Source organism: Zoogloea sp. JDB1 (assembly GCF_056724025.1).
The window spans coordinates 537,728-559,702 of record NZ_CM161496.1; the positions used below are offsets into that span (position 1 = coordinate 537,728).

Here is a 21,975-nt window from a genome sequence, read left to right on the forward strand (position 1 = left end):
GGATCAGTGAGCCTCATCCCAGTTGGCGCCGACACCCACTTCGGCCACCAAGGGCACCGAAAGTTGCGCCACGCCGGCCATCAGCTTCGGCAGCTGGACGCGGATCAATTCCACCTCGTCGTCCGGCACTTCGAGCACCAGTTCGTCGTGGACCTGCAGGATCAAGCGCGACTTGACGCCGGCCTCCTTCAGCCAGGCCGAGGTGGCGATCATCGCCTTCTTGATCAGGTCGGCGGCGGTGCCCTGCATCGGCGCGTTGATCGCCGCCCGCTCGGCGGCCTGGCGGCGCCCCACCTGCTGGGCACGGATGTCCGGCAGGTGCAGGCGGCGGCCGAACACCGTCTCGACGTAGCCCTTGGTCTTGGCCTCCAGGCGGGTGCGCTCCATGTAGGCGGCGACGCCGGGATAGCGCGCGAAGTAGCGGTCGATGTAGTTGGCCGCGGCGGCCCGCTCGATGCTCAGGTTCTTGGCCAGGCCGTGGGCGCTCATGCCGTAGATCAGGCCGAAGTTGATCACCTTGGCGTAGCGGCGCTGCTCGCTGCTGACTTCCAGCGGGGTCACGCCGAAGATCTCGGCGGCGGTGGCGCGGTGTACGTCCTCGCCGTGGGCAAAGGCATTCAGCAGCCCCTTGTCGCCGGACAGGTGGGCCATGATGCGCAGCTCGATCTGCGAGTAGTCGGCCGACACGATCTTGTGTCCGGCCGGGGCGATGAAGGCGGCGCGGATGCGGCGCCCTTCCGGCGTGCGGATCGGGATGTTCTGCAGGTTGGGCTCGGAGCTGGCAAGGCGGCCGGTAACCGCCACCGCCTGGCTGAAGCTGGTATGCACACGGCCGGTCTTCGGGTTGACCATCAGCGGCAGCTTGTCGGTGTAGGTGTTCTTCAGCTTGGCCAGGCTGCGGTGCTCCAGCAGCAGCTTGGGCAGCGGGTAGTCGTCGGCGAGCTGGGACAGCACGTCTTCGTCGGTGGACGGCTGGCCGGTGGCGGTTTTCTTGACCACCGGCAGACCCAGCTTGGTGAACAGGATTTCGCCGAGCTGCTTGGGCGAGCCCAGGTTGAAGGGCTGGCCAGCCAGCTCATGGGCCTGCAGCTCCAGTTCGTGCAGGCGGCGGCCGAGCTCCTCGGAGTGCTGGGCGAGCAGGAAGTCGTCGATCAGCACGCCGTTGCGTTCCATCTCGAAGAGCACCCGCGCGGTGGGCAGCTCCACTTCCCGGTACAGCGCTGCGAGGCCCGGTTCGGCAGCCAGCTGGGCGGCCAGCGCGTTATGCAGGCGCAGCGTGATGTCTGCGTCCTCGGCGGCGTACTCGGTGGCGCGGGCCAGCTCGACTTCGCCGAAGCCGATCTGCTTGGCACCCTTGCCGCACACCTCGGCGTAAGTCAGCGTCTTGAGGCCCAGATGGCGGCTGGCCAGGGAATCCATGTCGTGGGACTTGTCGCTCTCCAGCACGTAGGACTCGAGCAGCGTGTCCTCCGCGATGCCGGCAAGCGCGATGTCGTGGTTGGCCAGGATGTGGGCGTCGTACTTGAGGTTCTGGCCGAGCTTGCGGTGGGCGTTGGACTCCAGCCAGGGCTTCAGCTTCGCCAGCACCTCGGCCAGCGGCAGCTGGGCCGGCGCGTCGGCGTAGGTGTGGGCCAGCGGCAGGTAGGCCGCCTCACCCTCGACCGTGGCGAAGGACATGCCGACCAGGGTGGCGACCATCGGGTCGAGACCGGTGGTCTCGGTGTCGAAGGCGGTGAGTTCAGCGGCGGAGATTTTCGCCAGCCAGGCGTCGAAAGCCGCCCAGTCGAGCAGCGTCTCGTAGCCCATGCGGTGGGCGCCCGGCTCGCCCTGGGGTGCGACGGCCTCGGGCGCCTCAGCGGCGGCCGGTGCGGCGCGATGCACGCCCTGCTCCAGCTCCTTCAGCCAGCCCTTGAATTCCATGCGCCGATAGATCGCCGCCAACGCCTCCTTGTCGTCCTCCCGCGCCGGCAGGTCGGCGGGGCCGACCGGCAAGGGCAGGTCGGTAACTACGGTGACCAGCTTGCGCCCGAGGGGCAGGAAATCCAGGTGCTTGCGCAGGTTCTCGCCGACCTTGCCGCCGACCTTGTCAGCGTTGGCCACCAGGTTATCCAGGTTGCCGTACTCGGTGAGCCACTTCACCGCGGTCTTGGGGCCACACTTCTCGACGCCGGGCACGTTGTCCACGGTGTCGCCGATCAGGGTCAGGTAGTCGACGATGAGATTCGGCGGCACGCCGAACTTAGCGGTCACGCCGGCCTCGTCGAGAACCTCCTCACTCATCGTGTTGACCCAGCGCACGCCGGGCTGGACGAGCTGGGTCAGGTCCTTGTCGCCGGTGGAGATGACCACCTCCCAGCCGGCCTCGACGGCGCGGCGGGTCAGTGTGCCGATCACGTCGTCGGCCTCGACGCCCTCCTCCATCAGCAGTGGCCAACCCTCGGCCTTGACCGCTTCGTGCAGCGGCTCGATCTGGGCGCGCAGGTCGTCCGGCATCGGCGGGCGTTGGGCCTTGTAGTCGGGGAACCAGTCGTCGCGGAAGGTCTTGCCCTTGGCATCGAATACGCAGGCGCGGTATTCCGCCTTGTAGTCGGATTCGAGCCGACGTAGCATGGAAAGGACTCCGCGCACCGCGCCAGTCGGTTCTCCCGACGAATTGCGCAGGTCGGGCAAGGCATGAAAGGCACGGTACAGGTAACTGGAACCGTCTACGAGCAACAGGGTCGGCATGGGTTCGCGAGGCAGAGCAGGCGGAACCTCACCCCTCACCCCTCACTCCTTACAAGAAAAATGACTGCAAAAGACAAACTCCCCCGGATGATGCCGAACACGGCAGCGCAGAACTTCACGGCCAGGGAGTCGTGGCGGATTTTCGGAATTATGGCAGAGTTCGTCGAGGCCACTGAGCGCCTCAAGCCGATCCGCCCGGCCGTCTCGATCTTCGGCAGCGCCCGCACCAAGCCCGACCATCCGTATTACGAGAAAACCGAACGCATCGCACGCCTGCTGTCCGACGCCGGCTTCTCGGTGATTTCCGGTGGCGGCCCCGGCATCATGGAGGCCGCCAACAAGGGCGCCTATTTCGGCAAGTCGCCGAGCGTCGGGCTGAACATCCAGCTGCCGATGGAACAGCAGGCCAACCCCTATCAGGACATCTCCCAGACCTTCCAGCATTTCTTCGCGCGCAAGTTCATGTTCGTGAAGTTCGCGGTGGCCTACGTGGTGATGCCCGGCGGCTTCGGCACGCTCGACGAACTGCTTGAGGCGATGACGCTGATCCAGACCGGCAAGAGCCGCAATATCCCGGTGATCCTGGTCCACGAGCCTTTCTGGCGCGGCCTGATCGACTGGTTCAAGGACCGGCTGGTGGAGGAAGGGATGATCAACCCGGACGACCTCAACCTGGTTCAGGTCATCGACGAACCCGAGAAGGTGGTGGACGCGATCTTCACCCATTACCAGAGCCGCGGCTTCCTGCCGCTGCCGGAAGAGCACGAGCTGATGCTCAACCTCTGACGGCCGCCGCCGCAGCTTACAATCACGGCATAGTCAGGAGACCTTCATGCCCCGCGTTAGCCATTTCGCCACCCTGCTGATCGCCGTCACCGCCTCCGCATGGGCCCAGCAGCCCCCGAAACTCGAACCCCTGCCCGAGCCGCCCCCGCCGCCGCCCGGCATGGAGCTGGACCAGGAGCAGGAGCCCCAGGTCACCATCGTCAAGAAGGGCGAGGACACCGTCGAGGAATACCGCGTCAACGGCCAGCTCTACATGATCAAGGTGACGCCGCCCAACGGCCCGTCCTACTACCTGTACGACGACGTCGGCCAGGGAGACTTCACGCGCCGCAGCGCCCAGGACAGCGGCCTGCGCGTACCGAAGTGGGTGATCAAGCGCTGGTAAGGCGCCCAAATAGCAAAGCACCAGAAAAAACGGGGCAGCCAGCAGGCTGCCCCGTTCCGCATTTAACTCCTGCCGCCCTTACGGCGCGTCGCACAGGCAATGCAGATAGACATGGCCAGGGTCGTTCCACAGGGCCAGGCCGGCCAGTTCGCTGCGGATCTTCGCCACGGCCTGGTCCACCACCGACGCCGGGCGCGTTACGCCGCGGGCTTCTTCCTCACCACTGTCGAGCAGGCGCAGCAGCAGCTGGTCACGGGGCGACAGAGGCTTTTCCACGTAGCTCACGTCATAGTCCTTCAGACCGGCCCGCGCGGCGGCAGCCTTGAGGGCTGCGTCGAAGTTGCCGAGCTTGTCCACCAGGCCTTTTTCGCGGGCCTGGCTGCCCATCCACACCCGCCCCTGGGCGACATGATCCACCGCCTCGACCGTCATCTTGCGGTTCTTGCCGACCAGTTCGACGAAGCGCCGGTAGCCGAATTCGATGTTCTGCTGCAGCAAGTTGGCGACCTGCGGGTCGAGGGGCCGGCGCGGGTCGAGGCCGCCGGCCAGCACGGTGGTGCCGACGCCATCCACCGTCAGGCCCAGCTTGGCCATCGGGCCGGAGATGTCCGGCATCATCGCGAAGATGCCGATCGAGCCGGTGATGGTGGTCGGGCTGGCCCACACTTCGTCGGCCGCCATGCTGATCCAGTAGCCACCGGACGCCGCCACCGAGCCCATTGAGACAATCACCGGCTTGCCGGCCTCGCGGGTCAGTTCCAGCTCACGGCGGATCACTTCGGACGCCGTCGCGCTGCCGCCCGGACTGTCCACGCGCAGCACCACCGCCTTGATCGCCTTGTCCTCGCGGGCCTGGCGGATCAGGCCGGCCAGCGTGTCTCCGCCGACCACGCCGGGCGGCTGCTCGCCATCGACGATCGCACCCTGAGCGACGATCACACCGATCTTGTCGGCCGGGTGCGGCTGCTCGTCGCGCACACGGGCCACATAGGTGGCCAGATCCACGTGGCGATAACCCTTGTTATCGTCCGTCGCACCGATCTGCTGCTTCAGGAAGTCGCGCCACTGGTCCGCGGTCTTCAGGCCATCCACCAGCCCGGCGTTGTGCGCCATCTTGGCCGCATCGCCGCCGGCTGCCGCCAGTTGTGCCGGCGCGTCGCCGATGTAGGCGGCCAGGTTGGCCCCCGCCTTCGGACGGGCCGCGGCGATATCCGCTTGATAGGCCTGCCAGGCCGCGTCCAGGTAAGCCTTGGTGGCCTCCCGGTCCTCCGGCGACATGTCGCCGCGAGTGTAGGGCTCGACGAAGGACTTGTAGGTGCCGACGCGGAAGACCTGCATCTTCACGCCGACCTGGTCGAACAAACCCTTGAAGTAGGTCGGGAAGCGCGCGAAGCCGGACAGCAGCACGTAGCCGTCGGGGTTCACGAAGACCTCGTCGGCCCGGGACGCCAGGTGGTACTGCCCCTGATCGAAGCGCTTGCCGTAGGCATAGACCTTCTTGCCTGCCTTGCGGAACTCGCCGATGGCCGCGGCGATCTCCTGTAGCTTGGCCAGCCCCGCACCGGACAGGCCGTCGGTCTCGATGACCAGCGCCTTGATGCGCGAGTCGGTGGCGGCAACACGGATGCCGTCCACCACGTCGCGCAGCAGCACCTGATGGATACCCTCGACGCCCTGCAGCACGCCCATCGGACTGCGCGCGCTGCGCTGTTCCACGAGCTGGCCGACCGGCGCCACCAGCAGCGCCGCATCGGTGGGCAACGGAGCCGGCCGGGCCGCCCACCAGCCGCCCACCACGAACACCACCACGGCGATGAACAACACGTTGAGACTCACCTGCCGCAGGCGGTCCACCGCCCGCCAGACCGACGAGAATCCCCTTCTCACGACACCAGGCCGTGCATTGCGCTCCATTGCATTCTCCAAACCGGGCCACCTGGCCCTATTCCCTGCGGACATCCGCAGGCTTTCTGCACCCCACCAATCCGGTAGAATCCCGCCATGTTTACCAATCCCCCGCCCGACCAGATCCGCCGCCTGCTGCAGGAAGTCAAGACGATCGCCGTGGTCGGCCTGTCGCCGCGTCCGGATCGCCCGAGCCACAGGGTAGCCAAGGGCATGCAGGGTTTCGGATACCGAATCGTACCGGTTCGGCCGGCCGTTGCCGAAGTTCTCGGTGAAAAGGCCTATCCGCACCTCTCCGACATTCCCCACCCGATCGACCTGGTGGACGTGTTCCGCGCCGCCGACCAGATCGACCCGATCGTCGATGAGTGCATCGCGATGGGCGTCAAGCGCCTGTGGCTGCAGGACGGCGTGATCAACGAAAAAGCCGCCGAGCGGGCCTGCGCGGCGGGCATCGTCGTCGTGATGGACCGCTGCGTGTGGCGTGATTACCTGGATCTTATCCCATGAGCAAGAAACTCGCCTTTACCAAGATGCAGGGCCTCGGCAACGACTTCGTGATGATCGACGCCGTGCGCCAGGACATCCAGCTCACCGAGGAACAGGTCCGCCACCTGGCCGACCGCCACTTCGGCGTCGGCTGCGACCAGCTGCTGGTCGTCGAACCAGCCCAGGCGCCGGGCGTGGACTTCCGCTACCGCATCTTCAACGCCGATGGCGGCGAGGTGGAACAGTGCGGCAACGGCGCCCGCTGCTTCGCCCGCTTCGTTTTCGACCAGGGCCTCACCGACAAGCGGGAGATCCGCGTCGAGACCAAGAAGGGCATCATCGCGCCGCGTCTCGAAGCGGACGGCAACGTCACCGTCGACATGGGCGTACCGGTCCTCAAGCCGGCCGACGTGCCCTTCGTCAGCGACTCCGACGCCCACGTGCAGCCCCTCGACGTGGCCGGCACGGCCGTCGCCATCACCGCCGTCAGCATGGGCAACCCCCACGCGGTGCAGGTGGTGGCCGACGTGGATACCGCCCCGGTGGCCGTCCAGGGCCCGCTGATCGAAAACCATCCGCGCTTCCCGGCGCGGGTCAATGCCGGTTTTTTGCAGGTCGTCGATGAACATCGGGTACGCCTGCGGGTCTACGAACGCGGCGCCGGCGAAACCCTGGCCTGTGGCACGGGGGCTTGCGCCGCGGTGGTGGCGGGCATCCTGCGCGAGCTGGTGGTCTCTCCCGTCACCGTCGAAACCCGTGGCGGCGAACTCACCATCGCGTGGAACGGTGTCGGCACCCCGGTCCTGATGACCGGCCCGGCCGTCACCGTCTTTTCGGGTGAGCTGACGCTCCCCTGAACCCTCACCTGCGCCCTCCGGCCCGAACGCCATGAACCCTTCCGACGTCGTCCAGTTCCTGCAGGAGCATCCCGACTTCTTCGACGAACACTCGACCCTGCTGACCGACCTGACGGTGGGCCACCCGCACACCGGTCACGCGATCTCCCTCACCGAGCGCCAGTTGATCGCACTGCGCGACCGCATCGCCCATCTGGAGGACAAGTTCGCCGAGCTGCTGGCCTTCGGTGAGGAGAACGACGGCATCAGCGCCAAGGTCCACCGTCTGACCGTCTCGTTGCTGGAGGCCGAGGATTTCGAGGCAATCCGCCGGGTCATCTACCTGCACCTGCAGGAGGACTTCGCCGTGCCCCACGTGGCCTTTCGCGTGTGGAACAGCGTGCTGACGCGCAACGGGCCGGAGTTTCTGCCGGTCGGCGAGGAAGTCCGCTTCTTCAGCGGCGACCTCATGCAGCCCTACTGCGGCACCCCGGCGCTGCGCGAGGCCACCGGATGGTTCGGCCCGGCCAGCCGACTGATCCGCTCGGTGGCGCTGGTACCCCTGCGCCGCGATGAGCAGACCTTCGGCATGCTCGCAATGGGCAGCGAAGACCCGGAACGGTTCTATCCTGAGATGGGCACGCTGTACGTCACGCGCATCGGCGAGATGGTCAGCGCAGCCCTCATTCGCCAACTGGGCTAGGGGGCATAAGGCTACTGCGCCACCCGATCTCGCAACTGCGATGCTCGCCGTACTCTAGTACGGCTGCGCTTCTCGTTGCGACCTCGGGCGGCTCGCTACGCCTTCTGTCCCCCTAGCCGGGGACTATTGTTTTTTCTCTTTGTCTTTTTCCTCTTTCACTGCGCCACTGTCATGACCGATCTCATTCTCAAGCCCGGCAAGGAACGTTCCGTGCTCCGTCGCCATCCCTGGATTTTTGCCGGCTCTGTGGATCGGCTGGAGGGGCGGGCTCGGCCGGGGGATACGGTGCTGGTGAAGGACGCCGACGGGCGGGCGCTGGCGCGGGCGGCGTGGTCACCGGAATCGCAGATCCGTGCGCGGGTATGGACCTTCGACTGCGATCAATCGGTGGACCATGCCTTCATCAAGCGCACGGTGGCCGCATCGGTGGCGCGACGGGCAACCCACCCGTGGCTGGCCGGACAGGACGGCGTGCGCCTGATCCACGGGGAGTCCGACGGGCTGCCGGGCGTCATCGCCGACCGTTTCGGTCCCGTCGTCGTCGTCCAGCTGACCAGCGCAGGTGCTGACAAATGGCGCGATGCGATCGTCGCCGGCCTGGTCCAGGCCACCGGCTGCAGTACCGTCTATGAGCGTTCCGACTCCGACGTGCGCAAGCTCGAAGGCCTCGGTCCGGTCACCGGCCTGGCCCATGGCGAGCTGCCGGCAACCCTAAGCATCGTCGAGAACGGCGTGCGCATGGAGGTGGACGTGGTCGGCGGTCACAAGACCGGCTTCTATCTCGACCAGCGTGACAACCGCCTTCTCACCGGCCAGCTGTCGGCCGGCCGCGACGTGCTCAACTGCTTCTGCTACACCGGCGGCTTCTCGCTGCAGGCGCTGGCCGGCGGCGCGAAGAGCGTGATCTCCATCGACTCGTCGGGCCCGGCGCTGCTCACCGCAGCCCGCAACCTGACCCTCAATCCGCAACTAGACGCCAGCCGCGCCGAATGGCGCGAGGACGATGTATTTCAGGCCCTGCGCAGCTTCAAGGCCGAAGGTCGCAAGTTCGACCTGATCGTCCTCGATCCGCCCAAGTTCGCGCCGTCCGCCGCCCACGCCGACCGGGCCGCCCGCGCCTACAAGGACATCAACCTGCTGGGCTTCCGCCTGCTCAATCCGGGCGGCATCCTGATGACCTATTCATGCTCAGGCGGCATCGGCCAGGAACTGTTCCAGAAAATCGTTGCCGGAGCAGCTGCAGACGTCGGCGTCGAAGCGCGCATCCTGCACCGCCTTTCCGCAGCCCCGGACCATCCCATCGGGCTAGCCGTACCCGAAGGCGAATACCTCAAGGGACTGGCCTGTCAGATATAGAAAAACCCAAAACGGGTAGTTTTTCGGCATACGAGTGGCAAGAGGTGTGTATGCTCAAGCCACTGAAAAGTTAAATAGTGTTTCAGCATTCCGATTGACTATTCCGATGGAGCTACCGATGGACACCCCCTTGCCCCCTGGCTCCCGCGAGTCGATTTTCCTCGCTCCCCCCATGGCGAGCGATGACGGGGCCCTCGCAGGCCCCGACCGACGCGCCGCGGCCCTCCTGCTTTCCCGCTACAACCTGCGCTACCTGGTGCGCCTGTATGCTGCCTTCGACGGCGATCTGCTGCTGCCGATCGTCCTTGGCGAAGTCGGCCTCTACAACATCGGCGGTCTCGGCCTGGACGACCAGACCCTGACCTCGATCATCCGGAGCACCGCCGACGACGACTTCCGACAGTTGCCATTGCGCCCATGCAATGCATTCTCGATCAGCTCGTCCACCGGCATCCCACGGGAAACCGTGCGCCGCAAGGTCAGCAACCTGATCCAGCAGGGCTGGATCTCCCGGGATCAGAAAGGCGGCCTGACGATCACCGCCAAGGCCGCCAATCTGTACATACAGCCCCTCGACCAGGAAAACCTCGACGACTTCCTGAGCACCGCCGAACGGGTGCACACCACCCTGGACCGTTCCGACGGCTAGGCTTCGCCCTCCCACAGGCTGCCGCTGCCCGCTGCGCCGGGCGGCAGCAGCCCGAAATGCTGCCAGATCGACGCGGTGGCCATGCGGCCCCGCGGCGTACGCTGCAGGTAGCCCTGCTGGATCAGATAGGGTTCCAGCACGTCCTCGATGGTGTCGGACGATTCGCCGATCGCCGCCGCCAGGTTGTCCAGGCCCACTGGGCCACCACCGAACTTCTCCAGCATCGCCCCCAGCAGCTTGCGGTCCATCAGGTCGAGGCCCAGGTGGTCCACGTCCAGCATGGTCAGCGCCGCATCCGCCACCCCGGTGGTGATGCGGCCGTCGGCGCGCACCTCTGCATAGTCGCGCACCCGGCGCAGCAGGCGGTTGGCGATGCGCGGCGTACCACGCGCGCGGCGGGCGATCTCGAAGGCGCCGGTGTCCTCGATCTCCACCTCGAGCAGGCCGGCCGAGCGGCTGACGATGTAGGACAGCTCCTGCGGCGTGTAGAACTCCAGGCGGGCGACGATGCCGAAGCGGTCGCGCAGCGGGTTGGTCAGCATGCCGGCGCGGGTCGTCGCGCCGACCAGCGTGAACGGCGGCAGGTCGAGCTTCACCGAGCGGGCCGCCGGGCCTTCGCCGATCATGATGTCGATCTGGAAGTCCTCCAGCGCCGGGTAGAGGATTTCCTCCACCACCGGGCTCAGGCGGTGGATCTCGTCGATGAACAGCACATCGTGAGGTTCGAGGTTGGTCAGCAGCGCCGCCAGGTCGCCGGCGCGCTCCAGCACCGGGCCGGAGGTCTGGCGCAGGTTGACGCCCATCTCGGCGGCCACGATGTGGGCCAGCGTGGTTTTGCCGAGGCCCGGCGGGCCGAACAGCAACACGTGGTCAAGGGCCTCGCCGCGCCGCTTGGCGGCTTCGATGAAGATGTCCAGCTGGTCGCGGATTTTCTGCTGGCCGACGTAGTCGTCGAGCCGCTTGGGGCGCAGCGCGCGCTCCAGCGCCTCTTCCTGGTTGCTGGCGCGCTGGGCGGTGATCAGGCGGGCGGAAGGATCGGGCTGGCCGCCCTTGATATCGTCGGTGTGGATCATGAACGGCCCTCCGGGGCCTCTGCGGGTTCAGCGGCCGGCACATCAGCCGACTGGCTGACGGTCCAGCTGGTGAACAGGGCCTGACCGAGGGCCAGGAAAGTGGGTCCAAGGAAGATGCCGATGAAGCCGAAGGCCAGCACGCCGCCGAAGGCTCCGAGGGCAATCAGCAGGATCGGCAGGCTGGACGTACGGCTGATCAGGATCGGCTTGAGGAAATTGTCTACCGAACTGATCGCCAGCAGGCCCCACAACACCATGAAGATCGCCCAGCCGTTCTCGCCCTGCTGATACAACCAGAAAGCCGCGCCGCCCCACACCAGCGGCGGCCCCACCGGCACCACAGACAGGAAGAACACCCCCGCCGCCAGCAATAGCGCGCCCGGCACACCGGCCATCAGGAAACCGACCAGGGCCACCAGGGCCTGGGCCGCGGCAGTGCCGACGATACCGATCATCACCGCCTTGACGGTGCTGCCGGTCAGATGCAGCAGGTCGCCCCATACCGGCCCGCCCAGGCGCGCCGCGCCGATTTCAAGCTGGGCCTCAATGCGCGCCCCGTCCCGGTACAGGAAGAAACCGATGAACAGCACCAGCGAGATCTGCAGCAAGCCTTGGCCGACCACGCCGCCGAGGCCCAGCGCGAACTTGCGCGCCGGTTCGATGGCCTCCAGCGCCAGCTTGCGCACCTCGGTCTGGCTATGGGCCAGCTTGCGCACATAGGCGTCGATGTCGTGGCCGACCAGCGGGATGTCCTTCAGCCAATGCGGCGGCTGGCCATCGGACTGCTCGATGAGGCCGCGCACGTAGTCCACCAACGTCACCACCGAATCGGTCAGCGACGCGGCCAGGCCGATCATCGGCAGCAGCAGCACCGCAGTCAGCAGCAGCGTCATCGTCAATGCTGCCAACCCGTCGCGGCGCCCAAGGCGCCGGTGCAGGGCCTGGTACAACGGCCAGGTGGTCACGCACACCGTGCCGGCGAACAGGATGGCCGCGAAGAAGGGGCTGAGCACGAGGGCGCAGCCGAGGATCAGCACGGCGGTGATGGCCAGCTGGGCAGTGCGTCGGGGAGTCATGGGCGCCCTCTCGGATGGAATAGCGGAATTATCCCTGATCTTTTAGACAGTGCCACGTCCACCGTTCCTGGGCGACCTCGCCGCCCGCAAGGGTCAGAGCCCCGCGCCGCCAGCCGCGGCGTCAGGCCTTCGACAGGCCCTTCAGCGCCTGGCGGATGCCGTCCGAGACGCCGACGCCTTCCGGCAGGTTCTTGACCGCGCCGAGCGCTTCCTTCTCGTTATAACCGAGGGCCAGCAGCGCATTGATGATGTCGGCCCGGTCGTCGCCGGGCAGGCTGGCGGCGACGCTGCCGGCCACCGTCGGCAAAGCCTTGGCGAGCTTGTCGCGCAGTTCCAGCAACAGGCGCTCGGCGGTCTTCTTGCCGATGCCGGGAATCTTCACCAGGCGGCCGCTCTCCTGCAGTGCCACCGCCTGGGCCAGATCGGCCACCGACAGGCCCGACAGCACCGCCAGCGCGGTGCGCGCGCCGATGCCGGCCACCTTGAGCAACTGGCGGAAGGCAGCCCGCTCGTCCTCAGTGGCGAAGCCATACAGGAAATGCCCGTCCTCGCGTACCGCCATGTGGGTGGACAGGCTTACGGCCTGGCCGGTGGCGGGCAGGCCGTAGAAGGTGCTCATCGGGACTTCCAGTTCGTAGCCGACGCCATTCACGTCGACCAGGATCTGCGGCGGGTTCTTTTCGGCCAGGCGGCCGGTGATACGTCCGATCATCGAATCTCGCGGGGAAAGGGGGTCACTGAAGTTAGCTGTAGTCGGCCGCCATGAAGGCCGGCAGGGCCTCGGCGTTGGCAGCCAGCGCGGCGAGGGCCGGGTAGTCGCTGTCGGCAACCAGGCCGGGGGCCGAATAATGCGTGAAACGCCAGGCCACCGCCACGGTGATGTCGGCCTGGGTCGGCCGCGCGCCGCACAGCCAGTCACCATCGCCGACGTGCTGTTCGAGCATGCCATATGTGTCGCGGATCTGCCCTTCGACACGACGCAGCCAGTCCGGGTCGCGGTAGTCCTTCGGGCGCACCTTCATCTCGTAGACCCGGTGCACGCTCTTTTCGGCCGCCGCCAGCCCCAGGCTGGTGAGCTGCAGGCAGCGCCGCAGGCCGGCCGCATCGGACGGCATGAGGCTGTTGCCCGGAGGCGCGATACGCTCCAGCCAGGCGATGATGTGGGTGCTGTCCACCATCACCTCGCCGTCGTCGAAGACCAGCGTCGGGGCCTTGACCAGCGGGTTGATGGCATGGAATTCGTCGAAATTGCGGAAGACCGACAGGGACTGGTGCTCGAAGGGGATCCCGAGCATCCGGGCGGTAATGAAGGTTCGTCGTACGAAGGGTGAATCCAGCATGCCGATGAGTTTCACGGAGTTCCTCCCAGGTTGGCCGAATTGGCCGGGTTGACTGAATGTGATCTGGCACAGGCAGCGGCCGTACGGCGCAGGCTGGCGAAGAGCGCATCGCTCTCCTCGCGCCCCTTCACCGGGATGCGCGCCTCATGGCCGCTGCCCAGGTTGCCGCCGCAAAAATAGATCCGGACCTCGTCGGCGCGGACATCCAGGTACTGCACGATGCCCAGGTTGATCCAGCGCTGCACGCCGCTGTCGGACGGCAGGGGAAACAGGCAGAAGGCCGTCGACGCGGCATCGTCCGCCAGCACGGGCAACGCCGGCAGGCTGGCCGCCAGCAGTAAAAGGACTCGACGCATCATCAGCCGCTCCTCGTCACCAGAAAGCCGGCAATGTCGTGGAGGCTGGCCGCCACCGGCACGCCGGCCGCCCGCACGTCGTCGGCGGGCTGCAGCAGGTCGGGCACCATCACTACCCGCGTGCCGGCCGCCAGCGCACCACGCACGCCCGCGTTGGAGTCTTCCAGCACCAGGCAGTTCGCCACCGGCACGCCCAAACGCTCGGCCGCCGCGAGGAAGATGTCCGGCGCCGGCTTGCCGCGACTCACCTCATCGCCACACACCATACCGTGCACCCGCGGCAGCAGGCCCACCGCCGCCAGCTTGGGCTCGGCACGGGAACGACGCGTCGAGGTGGCGACCACGCGGCCAAGGGACAGGCCGTCGAGCACGTCGAACAGCTCCACCACGCCGCTCTTCAGCGGAATACTGCCGGCGGCGATGGCCGCTTCGTAGATGCGCCCGAAAGCATCGTAGAGATCGGCCACCGGATAGTCCTCGCCCAGGTGGCGGCGGATCACCTTCGGGCCGTCCTGCGAGTTGAGACCAACCATCGCCAACCCCACTTCGGCACGCCATTCCAGCCCCAGCTCGGCTGCCGCTGCGGCGACGGTGGCGAGGGCCACGCGCTCGCTGTCCAGCAGCAGGCCATCCATGTCGAAGATGATGCCGTGAATGTCCGCGGCAGCGAAGGGTAGCTCGAAACTCATGACAGGGCTCCCGGCCAACGTCCGAACGCCAGTGTGGCGGCGAGGACCAGACCGTGCAGGTTGGCGGCGACGATGGTCAGCTTGAGGGCTGGCGCCAGCTCGACCGGCTCACTGGCATGGATCAGCAGATAGCGGGCGGCGCGGAAGGAAAAGATCAGCGTCAGCGCGGCCGCGGCGGCGCCTCGCGGCAACACATTCTGCCCGACCATCAGTACCAGCCAGCCGTAGGCCAGCAGTACCAGGCCGAGGTAGGCCCACTTGGCAGTGTGCGGCCCGAGGCGGACCACAAGCGTGCGCTTGCCGGCCGCTTCATCACCGCGCCGATCGGGGAATTCGTTGATGAACAGGATCGCCGCCACCAGCAGCGCATAGGACAGGCCGGCGATGGCAGGCACGAGGGAAAAACCGCCACGCTGCACGAAGTCAGTGCCGACCACCACGATCAGCCAACCCGCAGCTACCGCCAGCTCGCCCAACCCACGACAGACCAGCGCCAGCGGTGGCGCGGTATAGGCCCAGCCGAGAAACAAGCCGGCCAGGCCGATCAGGATCAGGCCCGGCGCCGATGACCAGGCCAGCCACAGCCCGGCCGGCACCACCGCGGCCAGCAGGCCGAAGCCCAGACGCCCGGCCTCGGCCTCGGACAGCACACCGTTCTGGATGAAGCGGCTACCACCGGTGAAGGGGAACAGGCGCTCCTCATTGGCCGCGTCGGCACCACTGCGGGCGTCGTAGTAGTCGTTGAGGACATTGATGCCGGCATGGGCGACGAGAGCGAAGAAGATCGTCAGCCCGGCCTTCAACCCGTCGATAGCGACGCCATTACCGTGGGCCACCGCCAACCCGATCAGGCAGGCAAACAGCGTCACGCCGAGAAAGGCTGGGCGGGTAGCCTGCACCCGCATCAGCAGGGGCCGGCAACGCAGGGCGGGGGTAGGTTCCAGGGGTACGGACGACATGGTTCGAAACATGGGGTGACAGGTCGCCATGCTGCGGCGCTCAGGCGGACCGGTCAAGGACGGCAACGCCCCGACAGACGGGACAAGCCCGCGGTCAATCAGTTAGCATCCGGCCGACCGGTTCCAGCCCTCATCCATCGTGCCTCCTGCTGCTGTCCGCCCCGTTCCCGCCCGGGCGCGCCTGTACGGCGTGCTGATCGCCCTCCCAGCCCTGGCCGGTCTGACCGCCTGGCTGTACACCTACCCCCTTGCTCCCCTGCTGGCAGGCGGCCTGCTGGCCGCCTACATGGCTGCGGTAACACGTTGGCCGGGCCTGTGGCTGACCCTGCTGCCCGCCCTCTGGCCAGTGGCCGACCTAGCGCCGTGGAGTGGCCACATCTATGCGACCGAAAGCGATGCACTACTCCTCGCGACCCTGGCAGCCCTGGGCCTGCACGAGACGTTTGCCGCCCAACCGAGTACCAGCAGCGAGTCAGCGCCCGTCCGCCTCAACCCGGGCGCCCTCGCCAGTTTCGGGCTGCTGGCAGCCAGTGTGGGCATTTCGGGCGTGCTTGGTCTCCAGGGAGTCGGTGGCGCCGACCCGGGGGACCTGATCAGCTACGCCTCCCCCCTCAATGCCTTGCGGATCGGCAAAGGCTTCGTGCTGGCCTTCCTGCTCATCCCTTTCCTGCACCTGAGCATCCGCCGGGAAGGCGAAACCGCCCTGACCCGCTTCGCCCTGGGCATGACCCTCGGCCTGACCACTTGCAGCCTGGCCGCCCTATGGGAGCGGATCAGCTTTCCGGGCTTCACCAATTTCTCGGCGGATTACCGGAGCAGCGCGTTGTTCTGGGAAATGCACGTAGGCGGCGCACTCCTCGACGCCTGGCTGGCCCTGACCCTGCCCTTCGCCCTGCTGCTCACCACCCACCGCCATCCAGCCCTCCGCATCGTCGCAGCGGTGGCCTCCACGCTGGGGATCTATGCGATCTTCACGACTTTCTCGCGGATCGTATATGCCGCGGTCGGCCTGTCCCTGCTCATCATGTTCGGGATGCAGCTGCTGAGCCGGCGCCCTGCCCGTCAGGACGCGCCACGGCTCCACCTGCTCCCGACGCTGCTGCTGGCCGGACTGGTGGTCGCGGGCTGCCTGGGCAGCTTCAGCGGCGGCGGCTACCGGGGTCTGGTGGCCTTCGTCGGCCTGGTCGTGCTGGGCCACCAGGCCGGCGGTGCCATTCACCGCATGTCGCCGGGACCGCTCGTTGCCAGTGTGCTGGCCGGCCTGGCACTGCTGGCGCTGACTCCGCTGGCCCAGTTCTGGTTGCCCAAGGGCGTCTATCTGGCCTACCTGCTGGCGGCGGGCACGACCGCCACGGTCCTGTTGCTGCAACGGCGCAACGGCCCGAGTCCGGCCCTGATGCTCGCCCTGCTGACCTGGACGGCCGGCAACACCGCCTGGGTCAGCATCCATTGGGGCGGTCCGGCGGCCCTGCCCGGCGCTGCCCTGGCGGCCGGGGGCGCCTTTGCCGTCCTGCTGTGTCAGGCCCGGCTGCCCCGCCCCCTGTGGCTTCCGAGCACGCTCCCGCTGCCCACCGTGCTGGCCTTCACGGCCATCGGAGGCCTTGGCGTGGCCACCATCACCAGCTCCTACATGGGCGAACGCATGGCGATGAGCAGCCAGGACCTCAGCGGACGCATGGCTCACTTCCGGGCCAGCGCAAACATGGTCCACAGCCCGCTGGAGCAGCTCGTCGGCCTGGGGTTGGGACGGTTTCCCGAGGCTTTCTTCTGGAATCTTCCCGACGAGGGCCTGCCCGGCACGGCCCATCTGCGCCGGGACGCCAGCGGACGTCAGCTCGAACTGGGGGGGGCCCGTCACACGATCGGCTACGGGGAAGAGTTGCGTGTGTCCCAACGGGTCGCTACGGACGCTACGGTCCCGTTCCGCTTCCGGCTAAGGGTGAAGAGCAGCGCGGAGGCCACCCTGCTGATCAGCCTGTGCCGGAAACACCTGATCTATTCCGCGGACTGTGTGGGCCACGGCTTTACGGTCAAGGGCAAGGACGGCTGGCAGACCATCGAAGGCGTCTCCGACCCCGGAACCCTTACTCCTGGCTTCCCGCCGCGGCCGGCCGTGGCATCCCTGTCCCTGTCCTCCCCGGGACGGGTACTGGTGGATGACCTTGAGCTCATCGCCGCCGACGGCCGCTCCCTGCTCGCCAATGGCGACTTCGAGCATGGGGTCGACCACTGGTTCATCACCTCCGACCGGGACCACTTGCCCTGGCACGCCAAGAACCTCCTCGTCCATCTGTACGTGGAGCAGGGCTGGCTGGGCATCGCCGCGCTGCTCACCGCCCTGGCTTTCATCGGCCTGCGCCTGCTCCGCAGCACCACCCGCGCCATGCCCTTCGCCCGGGCACTGATGGGCGGGCTGAGCGGACTGATGGTCGTGGGGATGGTGGACAGTCTGCTGGACATGCCCCGCCTGAGCGTCTTCGTCTGCCTGGTGCTGTGGCTGGGACTGACCCTCAGCCCCAGCCCCCCACGTCGGTCACCGGGCTGAACGACTCCCGGTTTCAGCATCACCAGCCTTTTTCAGGATGTGCCGCGCCAGGCTCCAGCAGTGCACTTCCAGCGGACCGTCGTCGATGCCGAAGGCCTGGCGCTTGCGCGCATAGGCGGCCTCTACATCGTGGGCGCGGTGGGCCTGACCGAGGCGAAACGCGCGGCAGCGCTCGGTCTCAAGCCGCTGACCCGACTTGTCGGGTATGCTCACGCCGGCGTCGAACCGCTGTACATGGGTATCGGCCCCGTTCCCGCCACCCGCCTGGTGCTCCAGCGCACCGGGCTGTCCGTCGCAGATCTGGACGTCATCGAGGCCTTCGCGGCCCAGGCCTGCGCCGTGACACGGGAACTGGGCCTCGATCCGGCCCGCGTCAATCCCAACGGCTCGGGGATCTCCCTGGGCCATCCGGTGGGGGCGACCGGGGCCATCATCACCACCAAGGCCATCTACGAGCTCCACCGCACGGGGGGCCGTCATGCCTTGGTGACCATGTGCATCGGCGGTGGGCAGGGCATCGCCGCCATCTTCGAACGCGTTTAAAAAAGTCTTTAAAAAACTACGCAAACAGGAGCAACAGCATGGCAATTCAAAACATCGGCGTGATCGGCGCCGGCACCATGGGCAACGGCATCGCGCAGGTCTGCGCACTGGCTGGCATCAACGTGGTCATGGTGGACATCTCCACCGAGGCCGTCGAGCGCGGCGTCAAGACCGTCGCCGGCAGCCTCGACCGCATGGTCAAGAAGGAAAAGATCAGCGCCGCCGACAAGGACGCCGCACTGGCCCGCATCCGCGGCACCACCGCCTACGCCGACCTGGCCGCCACCGAGCTGGTCATCGAGGCCGCCACCGAGAACGAAGGTCTCAAGCTGCGCATCCTCAAGGAAATCGACGCAATCGTGCCGGCCACCACGCTGATCGCCACCAACACCTCGTCGATCTCCATCACCAAGCTGGCCGCCACGGTGTCGTCGCCGGAGCGCTTCATCGGCATGCACTTCTTCAACCCGGTGCCGATGATGGCCCTGGTCGAGCTGATCCGCGGCCTGCAGACTTCCGACGCGACGCTGGCCACCGCGCAGGAGTTCGCCACCGCCATCGGCAAGACCCCGATCACCGCCAAGAACAGCCCGGGCTTCGTGGTTAACCGCATCCTGTGCCCGATGATCAACGAAGCGATCTTCGCACTGCAGGAAGGCCTCGCCACCGCGGAGGACATTGACGCCGGCATGAAGCTCGGCTGCAACCAGCCGATCGGCCCGCTGGCCCTCGCCGACCTGATCGGCCTGGATACCATGCTGGCCGTGATGGAAGTCTTCTACGACGGCTTCAACGATCCCAAGTACCGCCCGGCCCCGCTGCTGAAGGAAATGGTGGATGCCGGCTACCTGGGCCGCAAGAGCGGCCAGGGCTTCTACAAGTACGACTAAGCGCGTCACCGGCGGACGCCGGTCGATCCTTTCGGTCGGCGCCCGCTGCAAATAAAAAAATATCAGGAGACAAAGCATGAGCAGCCCCCCGATCATCGAAAGCCGCGACGGCGGCATCCACCGCCTGCACTTCAACCGCCCGAAGGTCCTCAACGCCATCGATACCGCCACCGCCCAGGCGCTGCTGGCTGCCCTGCAGCGCCTGCAGGACGACCCGGCACTGCGGGTGCTGATCCTCAGCGGCGAAGGCCGCTCCTTCATGGCCGGCGGCGACATCGCCCAGTTCCGCGACGATCCGGCGGCGGTACCGAACACACTGATCGCGCCGCTCAACGAGAGCATGCAGATCATCGCCGGGCTGCGCGCGCCGGTGATTGCCAGTATCCAGGGCCCGGTGGCCGGCGCCGGCATGAGCATGGCGCTGGCCTGCGATTTGGTCGTCGCCGCCGACACCACCCGCTTCAACTTCGCCTACGTCAATCTGGGCACCTGCTGCGACCTCGGCGCATCGTGGAGCCTGCCGCGCACCGTCGGCCTGCACAAGGCTCTGGAGATCGCGCTGCTGTCCGACCCTATCGATGCCACCGAAGCCCAGCGCCTGGGCCTGGTGAGCCGCGTCGTGACGGCCGATCAGTTGACCGAGGAAACCGACAAGCTGGCCCGCCGTCTGGCCGCCGGCGCACCGATCGCCCAGGGCACGCTCAAGCAGCTGATGCGCCGCTCCATTGAACGGGACTTCGCCGGCCAGCTGGAGGCCGAACGCCAGGGCTTCGCCACCTGCGCGGCGACAGAGGACTTCAAGGAAGCGGTCGATGCCTTCCTCGAAAAGCGCCCAGCCACCTACACGGGGCGCTGAGATCACCCTGCCCATACGCCGACGCGCCTGGCAACGAGATCGGCCCGCTCATGCGGCACCGCCAGGCGCCCGCTGGGCGGAGTGAATTCCACCCCATGGGGTGGGGCCTGCCTTGCTTGTTTCGTGCTCGACCGCACCCGCTTGGCAGCACGGCGTCCACTTCCTATGCTGTGCGTCCCCTTCACTGTTCCCGCACCGGGCCCAGCCCATGGACAACCCCTTCGTCGCCCAGGCGGAACTCGCGCTGCTGGCAGACAACCCACGGGACGCGCTGCGCATCGCCCGCATGGGCCTGAGTCTCGGTGGCGACGACCCGGCGCTGCTCCAGATTGCCGCCGAAAGCGCCAGCCAGCTCGACCAGAACACCGACGCCGCCCACTACTGGCAGCGCCTCGGCGAACTCGCGCCGGACGATGCCCAGGCCTGGAACGGCCTCGGTATCGCGCTGCAGCGCCTCGGCGCCGTCGATGAAGCCGAAGCCGCCTGGCGCCGGGCCCTCGCGCTGCTGCCGGACGACGCCAACCTGCACACCAACCTGGGCCTGCTGCTGGAGGAACGCGGCGCGCTGGCCGAGGCCGAGCAGTACCAGCGCCGCGCCGTGGCCCTCGCCCCCGACTCGGCGCCCATCCTCACCAACCTCGGCGACCTGCTCGCCCACCACGGCCGGTCCGACGAAGCCCACGACCTCTATCGCGCCGCTCTCGCCCGCGCCCCGGACTTCGCCACCGCCCACTGCAACCTGGGTGTTCTACTCGCCGACCAGAACAATGCCGCGGATGCAGAGGCAGCCTTCCGCCACGCCCTCGCACTACGGCCCGACTTTCCCCAATGCCGCGTCAATCTGGCCCAGCTGCTGCTGGTCCAGGGGCGCTTCGACGAAGGCTGGCCGCTCCATGAAAGCCGGCTCGCCCGGGCCCGACAAAAGGGCGAAGTCCCCTCCTCCGCCACACGCCAATGGCAGGGCGAGCCGCTGCAGGGACGCACGATCATCGTCCTCCCCGAGCAGGGCTACGGCGACGAGATCCAGTTCTGCCGCTATATCCCGTGGTTGAAGTCGCTCGGCGCAAGCCGGGTCACGCTGGCCTGCCGCCCGGAACTCACACCCTTGATGCAGACCCTCGCCGGTGCCGACCAGGTGGTCGACCAGGACCAAGGCCTGGCCCTGCTCGACCAGCACGATTACTGGACCGTGCTGCTGAGCCTGCCGCTGCATGCCGGAACCCGGCTGGACTCCATTCCCGCCGGGCAGCCCTACCTGCATCCCGATCTGCAGCGGGTCCGGCGGCTGGCCCCGCTACTGGACGCGGCCAGCGACGACGGCGCCCTGCGGATCGGCCTCGTGTGGCGCGGCAATCCCAATCACCGCAACGACGAAGCGCGCTCCCTGCCGACCCTGGACACCCTCGCCCCCTTATGGACGGTGCCGGGCGTCCGCTTCTTCAGCCTGCTGAAAAGCCGCCTGCCATTGCCGACCGCCCCGCAGGCGCTGCCGCTGGTCGATCTGGCGCCCCATCTGGGCGACTTCGCAGACACCGCGGCCCTGCTCGCCGGCCTCGACCTGCTGATCAGCGTGGATACCTCCGTCGCCCACCTGGCCGGAGCCCTCGGCCGCCCCTGCTGGGTTCTGCTGCCGGCCCGCAAGACCGACTGGCGCTGGCTGCACGCGCGCACCGACAGCCCCTGGTACCCCACCGTGCGGTTGTTCCGCCAGCCGCAGCACAGTGACTGGCACACACCAGTGGCAGCGCTCGCTGCCGCGCTGGAACAACTTCGCGCAGCGTGGAAAACTTGATTGAAGTTTGCGGCCGACCT

Annotated in this window: 20 protein-coding genes and 1 pseudogene; 12 read left to right on the forward strand and 9 right to left on the reverse strand. The window is 67.3% G+C overall.

Annotation, left to right across the window (positions count from 1 at the left end):
- Positions 1–3: 3 nt before the first annotated feature.
- On the reverse strand, positions 4–2,727 hold the full coding sequence (gene polA, locus AC1PPK_RS02450) for a DNA polymerase I (protein WP_481116264.1): 2,724 nt from the start codon (positions 2,725–2,727) through the stop codon (positions 4–6).
- Between the two features lie 60 nt (positions 2,728–2,787).
- Here polA and AC1PPK_RS02455 point away from each other — a divergent pair, with 60 nt between their 5' ends.
- Both AC1PPK_RS02455 and AC1PPK_RS02460 read left to right on the forward strand, forming a co-directional pair.
- Entirely contained in the window at positions 2,788–3,513 is a 726-nt protein-coding gene (locus AC1PPK_RS02455) for an LOG family protein (RefSeq protein ID WP_481116265.1), read from the forward strand.
- A 46-nt stretch (positions 3,514–3,559) separates the two neighbouring features.
- Entirely contained in the window at positions 3,560–3,898 is a 339-nt protein-coding gene (locus tag AC1PPK_RS02460) for a DUF2782 domain-containing protein (RefSeq protein WP_481116266.1), read from the forward strand.
- Positions 3,899–3,976: 78 nt separating this feature from the next.
- On the opposite strand, the gene sppA is transcribed toward AC1PPK_RS02460, so the two are convergent.
- Positions 3,977–5,812 (reverse strand): signal peptide peptidase SppA, encoded by a 1,836-nt coding sequence (sppA, locus tag AC1PPK_RS02465; RefSeq protein ID WP_481116267.1) that lies wholly within the window; start codon positions 5,810–5,812, stop codon positions 3,977–3,979.
- An 87-nt stretch (positions 5,813–5,899) separates the two neighbouring features.
- On the opposite strand from sppA, the gene AC1PPK_RS02470 reads away from it, so the two are divergent.
- The 5 genes from AC1PPK_RS02470 (at position 5,900) to AC1PPK_RS02490 (ending at position 9,836) form a co-directional block, all read left to right on the forward strand.
- Positions 5,900–6,313 (forward strand): CoA-binding protein, encoded by a 414-nt coding sequence (locus tag AC1PPK_RS02470; protein WP_481116268.1) that lies wholly within the window; start codon positions 5,900–5,902, stop codon positions 6,311–6,313.
- A complete protein-coding gene (gene dapF, locus AC1PPK_RS02475) occupies positions 6,310–7,149 on the forward strand; it encodes a diaminopimelate epimerase (protein WP_481116269.1) in 840 nt (279 codons plus the stop codon). The genes AC1PPK_RS02470 and dapF overlap by 4 nt, the downstream gene beginning before the upstream one ends.
- 31 nt (positions 7,150–7,180) lie before the next feature.
- A complete protein-coding gene (locus AC1PPK_RS02480; protein ID WP_481116270.1) occupies positions 7,181–7,831 on the forward strand; it encodes a DUF484 family protein in 651 nt (216 codons plus the stop codon).
- A 171-nt stretch (positions 7,832–8,002) separates the two neighbouring features.
- Positions 8,003–9,187, forward strand: coding sequence for a class I SAM-dependent rRNA methyltransferase (locus AC1PPK_RS02485; protein WP_481116271.1), 1,185 nt, complete (start codon positions 8,003–8,005; stop codon positions 9,185–9,187).
- A 118-nt stretch (positions 9,188–9,305) separates the two neighbouring features.
- Positions 9,306–9,836 carry a hypothetical protein gene (locus tag AC1PPK_RS02490; RefSeq protein ID WP_481116272.1) on the forward strand — a complete coding sequence of 177 codons (531 nt, stop codon included), beginning with the start codon at positions 9,306–9,308 and terminating at the stop codon, positions 9,834–9,836.
- On the opposite strand, the gene ruvB is transcribed toward AC1PPK_RS02490, so the two are convergent.
- From ruvB to AC1PPK_RS02525, 7 genes are all read right to left on the reverse strand, one after another.
- On the reverse strand, positions 9,833–10,909 hold the full coding sequence (gene ruvB, locus AC1PPK_RS02495; protein WP_481116273.1) for a Holliday junction branch migration DNA helicase RuvB: 1,077 nt from the start codon (positions 10,907–10,909) through the stop codon (positions 9,833–9,835). The two genes, AC1PPK_RS02490 and ruvB, sit on opposite strands and share 4 nt — an antisense overlap.
- Positions 10,906–11,985, reverse strand: coding sequence for an AI-2E family transporter (locus AC1PPK_RS02500; protein WP_481116274.1), 1,080 nt, complete (start codon positions 11,983–11,985; stop codon positions 10,906–10,908). Before AC1PPK_RS02500 ends, ruvB begins: the two co-directional genes overlap by 4 nt.
- Before the next feature lie 121 nt (positions 11,986–12,106).
- Positions 12,107–12,697, reverse strand: a complete 591-nt coding sequence (ruvA, locus tag AC1PPK_RS02505; protein WP_481116275.1) for a Holliday junction branch migration protein RuvA — start codon at positions 12,695–12,697, stop codon at positions 12,107–12,109.
- A 31-nt stretch (positions 12,698–12,728) separates the two neighbouring features.
- On the reverse strand, positions 12,729–13,340 hold the full coding sequence (locus tag AC1PPK_RS02510) for a glutathione S-transferase family protein (protein WP_481116276.1): 612 nt from the start codon (positions 13,338–13,340) through the stop codon (positions 12,729–12,731).
- Entirely contained in the window at positions 13,337–13,684 is a 348-nt protein-coding gene (locus AC1PPK_RS02515) for a hypothetical protein (protein WP_481116277.1), read from the reverse strand. Before AC1PPK_RS02515 ends, AC1PPK_RS02510 begins: the two co-directional genes overlap by 4 nt.
- Positions 13,684–14,370, reverse strand: a complete 687-nt coding sequence (locus AC1PPK_RS02520; protein WP_481116278.1) for an HAD family hydrolase — start codon at positions 14,368–14,370, stop codon at positions 13,684–13,686. Before AC1PPK_RS02520 ends, AC1PPK_RS02515 begins: the two co-directional genes overlap by 1 nt.
- A complete protein-coding gene (locus tag AC1PPK_RS02525; RefSeq protein WP_481116279.1) occupies positions 14,367–15,329 on the reverse strand; it encodes a UbiA family prenyltransferase in 963 nt (320 codons plus the stop codon). Before AC1PPK_RS02525 ends, AC1PPK_RS02520 begins: the two co-directional genes overlap by 4 nt.
- 139 nt (positions 15,330–15,468) lie before the next feature.
- Here AC1PPK_RS02525 and AC1PPK_RS02530 point away from each other — a divergent pair, with 139 nt between their 5' ends.
- The 5 genes and pseudogenes from AC1PPK_RS02530 to AC1PPK_RS02550 all read left to right on the forward strand — a co-directional run bounded on the left by AC1PPK_RS02530 (position 15,469) and on the right by AC1PPK_RS02550 (position 21,955).
- Positions 15,469–17,874 carry a hypothetical protein gene (locus AC1PPK_RS02530; protein WP_481116280.1) on the forward strand — a complete coding sequence of 802 codons (2,406 nt, stop codon included), beginning with the start codon at positions 15,469–15,471 and terminating at the stop codon, positions 17,872–17,874.
- Positions 17,875–18,009: 135 nt separating this feature from the next.
- Positions 18,010–18,417, forward strand: a pseudogene (locus AC1PPK_RS02535) (acetyl-CoA C-acyltransferase); the annotation flags it as partial.
- A gap of 38 nt (positions 18,418–18,455) precedes the next feature.
- A complete protein-coding gene (locus AC1PPK_RS02540) occupies positions 18,456–19,307 on the forward strand; it encodes a 3-hydroxybutyryl-CoA dehydrogenase (RefSeq protein WP_481116281.1) in 852 nt (283 codons plus the stop codon).
- Between the two features lie 76 nt (positions 19,308–19,383).
- Positions 19,384–20,163, forward strand: coding sequence for an enoyl-CoA hydratase/isomerase family protein (locus AC1PPK_RS02545; protein ID WP_481116282.1), 780 nt, complete (start codon positions 19,384–19,386; stop codon positions 20,161–20,163).
- Positions 20,164–20,371: 208 nt separating this feature from the next.
- On the forward strand, positions 20,372–21,955 hold the full coding sequence (locus tag AC1PPK_RS02550; RefSeq protein WP_481116283.1) for a tetratricopeptide repeat protein: 1,584 nt from the start codon (positions 20,372–20,374) through the stop codon (positions 21,953–21,955).
- Positions 21,956–21,975 lie beyond the last annotated feature (20 nt).

What these genes read in the sequence shown, in the direction of transcription:
- polA (WP_481116264.1), bottom strand. Translation starts at nt 2,727, where the DNA reads ATGCCGACCCTGTTGCTCGTAGACGGTTCCAGTTACCTGTACCGTGCC.
- AC1PPK_RS02455 (WP_481116265.1), top strand. Translation starts at nt 2,788, where the DNA reads ATGACTGCAAAAGACAAACTCCCCCGGATGATGCCGAACACGGCAGCG.
- AC1PPK_RS02460 (WP_481116266.1), top strand. Translation starts at nt 3,560, where the DNA reads ATGCCCCGCGTTAGCCATTTCGCCACCCTGCTGATCGCCGTCACCGCC.
- sppA (WP_481116267.1), bottom strand. Translation starts at nt 5,812, where the DNA reads ATGGAGCGCAATGCACGGCCTGGTGTCGTGAGAAGGGGATTCTCGTCG.
- AC1PPK_RS02470 (WP_481116268.1), top strand. Translation starts at nt 5,900, where the DNA reads ATGTTTACCAATCCCCCGCCCGACCAGATCCGCCGCCTGCTGCAGGAA.
- dapF (WP_481116269.1), top strand. Translation starts at nt 6,310, where the DNA reads ATGAGCAAGAAACTCGCCTTTACCAAGATGCAGGGCCTCGGCAACGAC.
- AC1PPK_RS02480 (WP_481116270.1), top strand. Translation starts at nt 7,181, where the DNA reads ATGAACCCTTCCGACGTCGTCCAGTTCCTGCAGGAGCATCCCGACTTC.
- AC1PPK_RS02485 (WP_481116271.1), top strand. Translation starts at nt 8,003, where the DNA reads ATGACCGATCTCATTCTCAAGCCCGGCAAGGAACGTTCCGTGCTCCGT.
- AC1PPK_RS02490 (WP_481116272.1), top strand. Translation starts at nt 9,306, where the DNA reads ATGGACACCCCCTTGCCCCCTGGCTCCCGCGAGTCGATTTTCCTCGCT.
- ruvB (WP_481116273.1), bottom strand. Translation starts at nt 10,909, where the DNA reads ATGATCCACACCGACGATATCAAGGGCGGCCAGCCCGATCCTTCCGCC.
- AC1PPK_RS02500 (WP_481116274.1), bottom strand. Translation starts at nt 11,985, where the DNA reads ATGACTCCCCGACGCACTGCCCAGCTGGCCATCACCGCCGTGCTGATC.
- ruvA (WP_481116275.1), bottom strand. Translation starts at nt 12,697, where the DNA reads ATGATCGGACGTATCACCGGCCGCCTGGCCGAAAAGAACCCGCCGCAG.
- AC1PPK_RS02515 (WP_481116277.1), bottom strand. Translation starts at nt 13,684, where the DNA reads ATGATGCGTCGAGTCCTTTTACTGCTGGCGGCCAGCCTGCCGGCGTTG.
- AC1PPK_RS02520 (WP_481116278.1), bottom strand. Translation starts at nt 14,370, where the DNA reads ATGAGTTTCGAGCTACCCTTCGCTGCCGCGGACATTCACGGCATCATC.
- AC1PPK_RS02525 (WP_481116279.1), bottom strand. Translation starts at nt 15,329, where the DNA reads ATGTCGTCCGTACCCCTGGAACCTACCCCCGCCCTGCGTTGCCGGCCC.
- AC1PPK_RS02540 (WP_481116281.1), top strand. Translation starts at nt 18,456, where the DNA reads ATGGCAATTCAAAACATCGGCGTGATCGGCGCCGGCACCATGGGCAAC.
- AC1PPK_RS02545 (WP_481116282.1), top strand. Translation starts at nt 19,384, where the DNA reads ATGAGCAGCCCCCCGATCATCGAAAGCCGCGACGGCGGCATCCACCGC.
- AC1PPK_RS02550 (WP_481116283.1), top strand. Translation starts at nt 20,372, where the DNA reads ATGGACAACCCCTTCGTCGCCCAGGCGGAACTCGCGCTGCTGGCAGAC.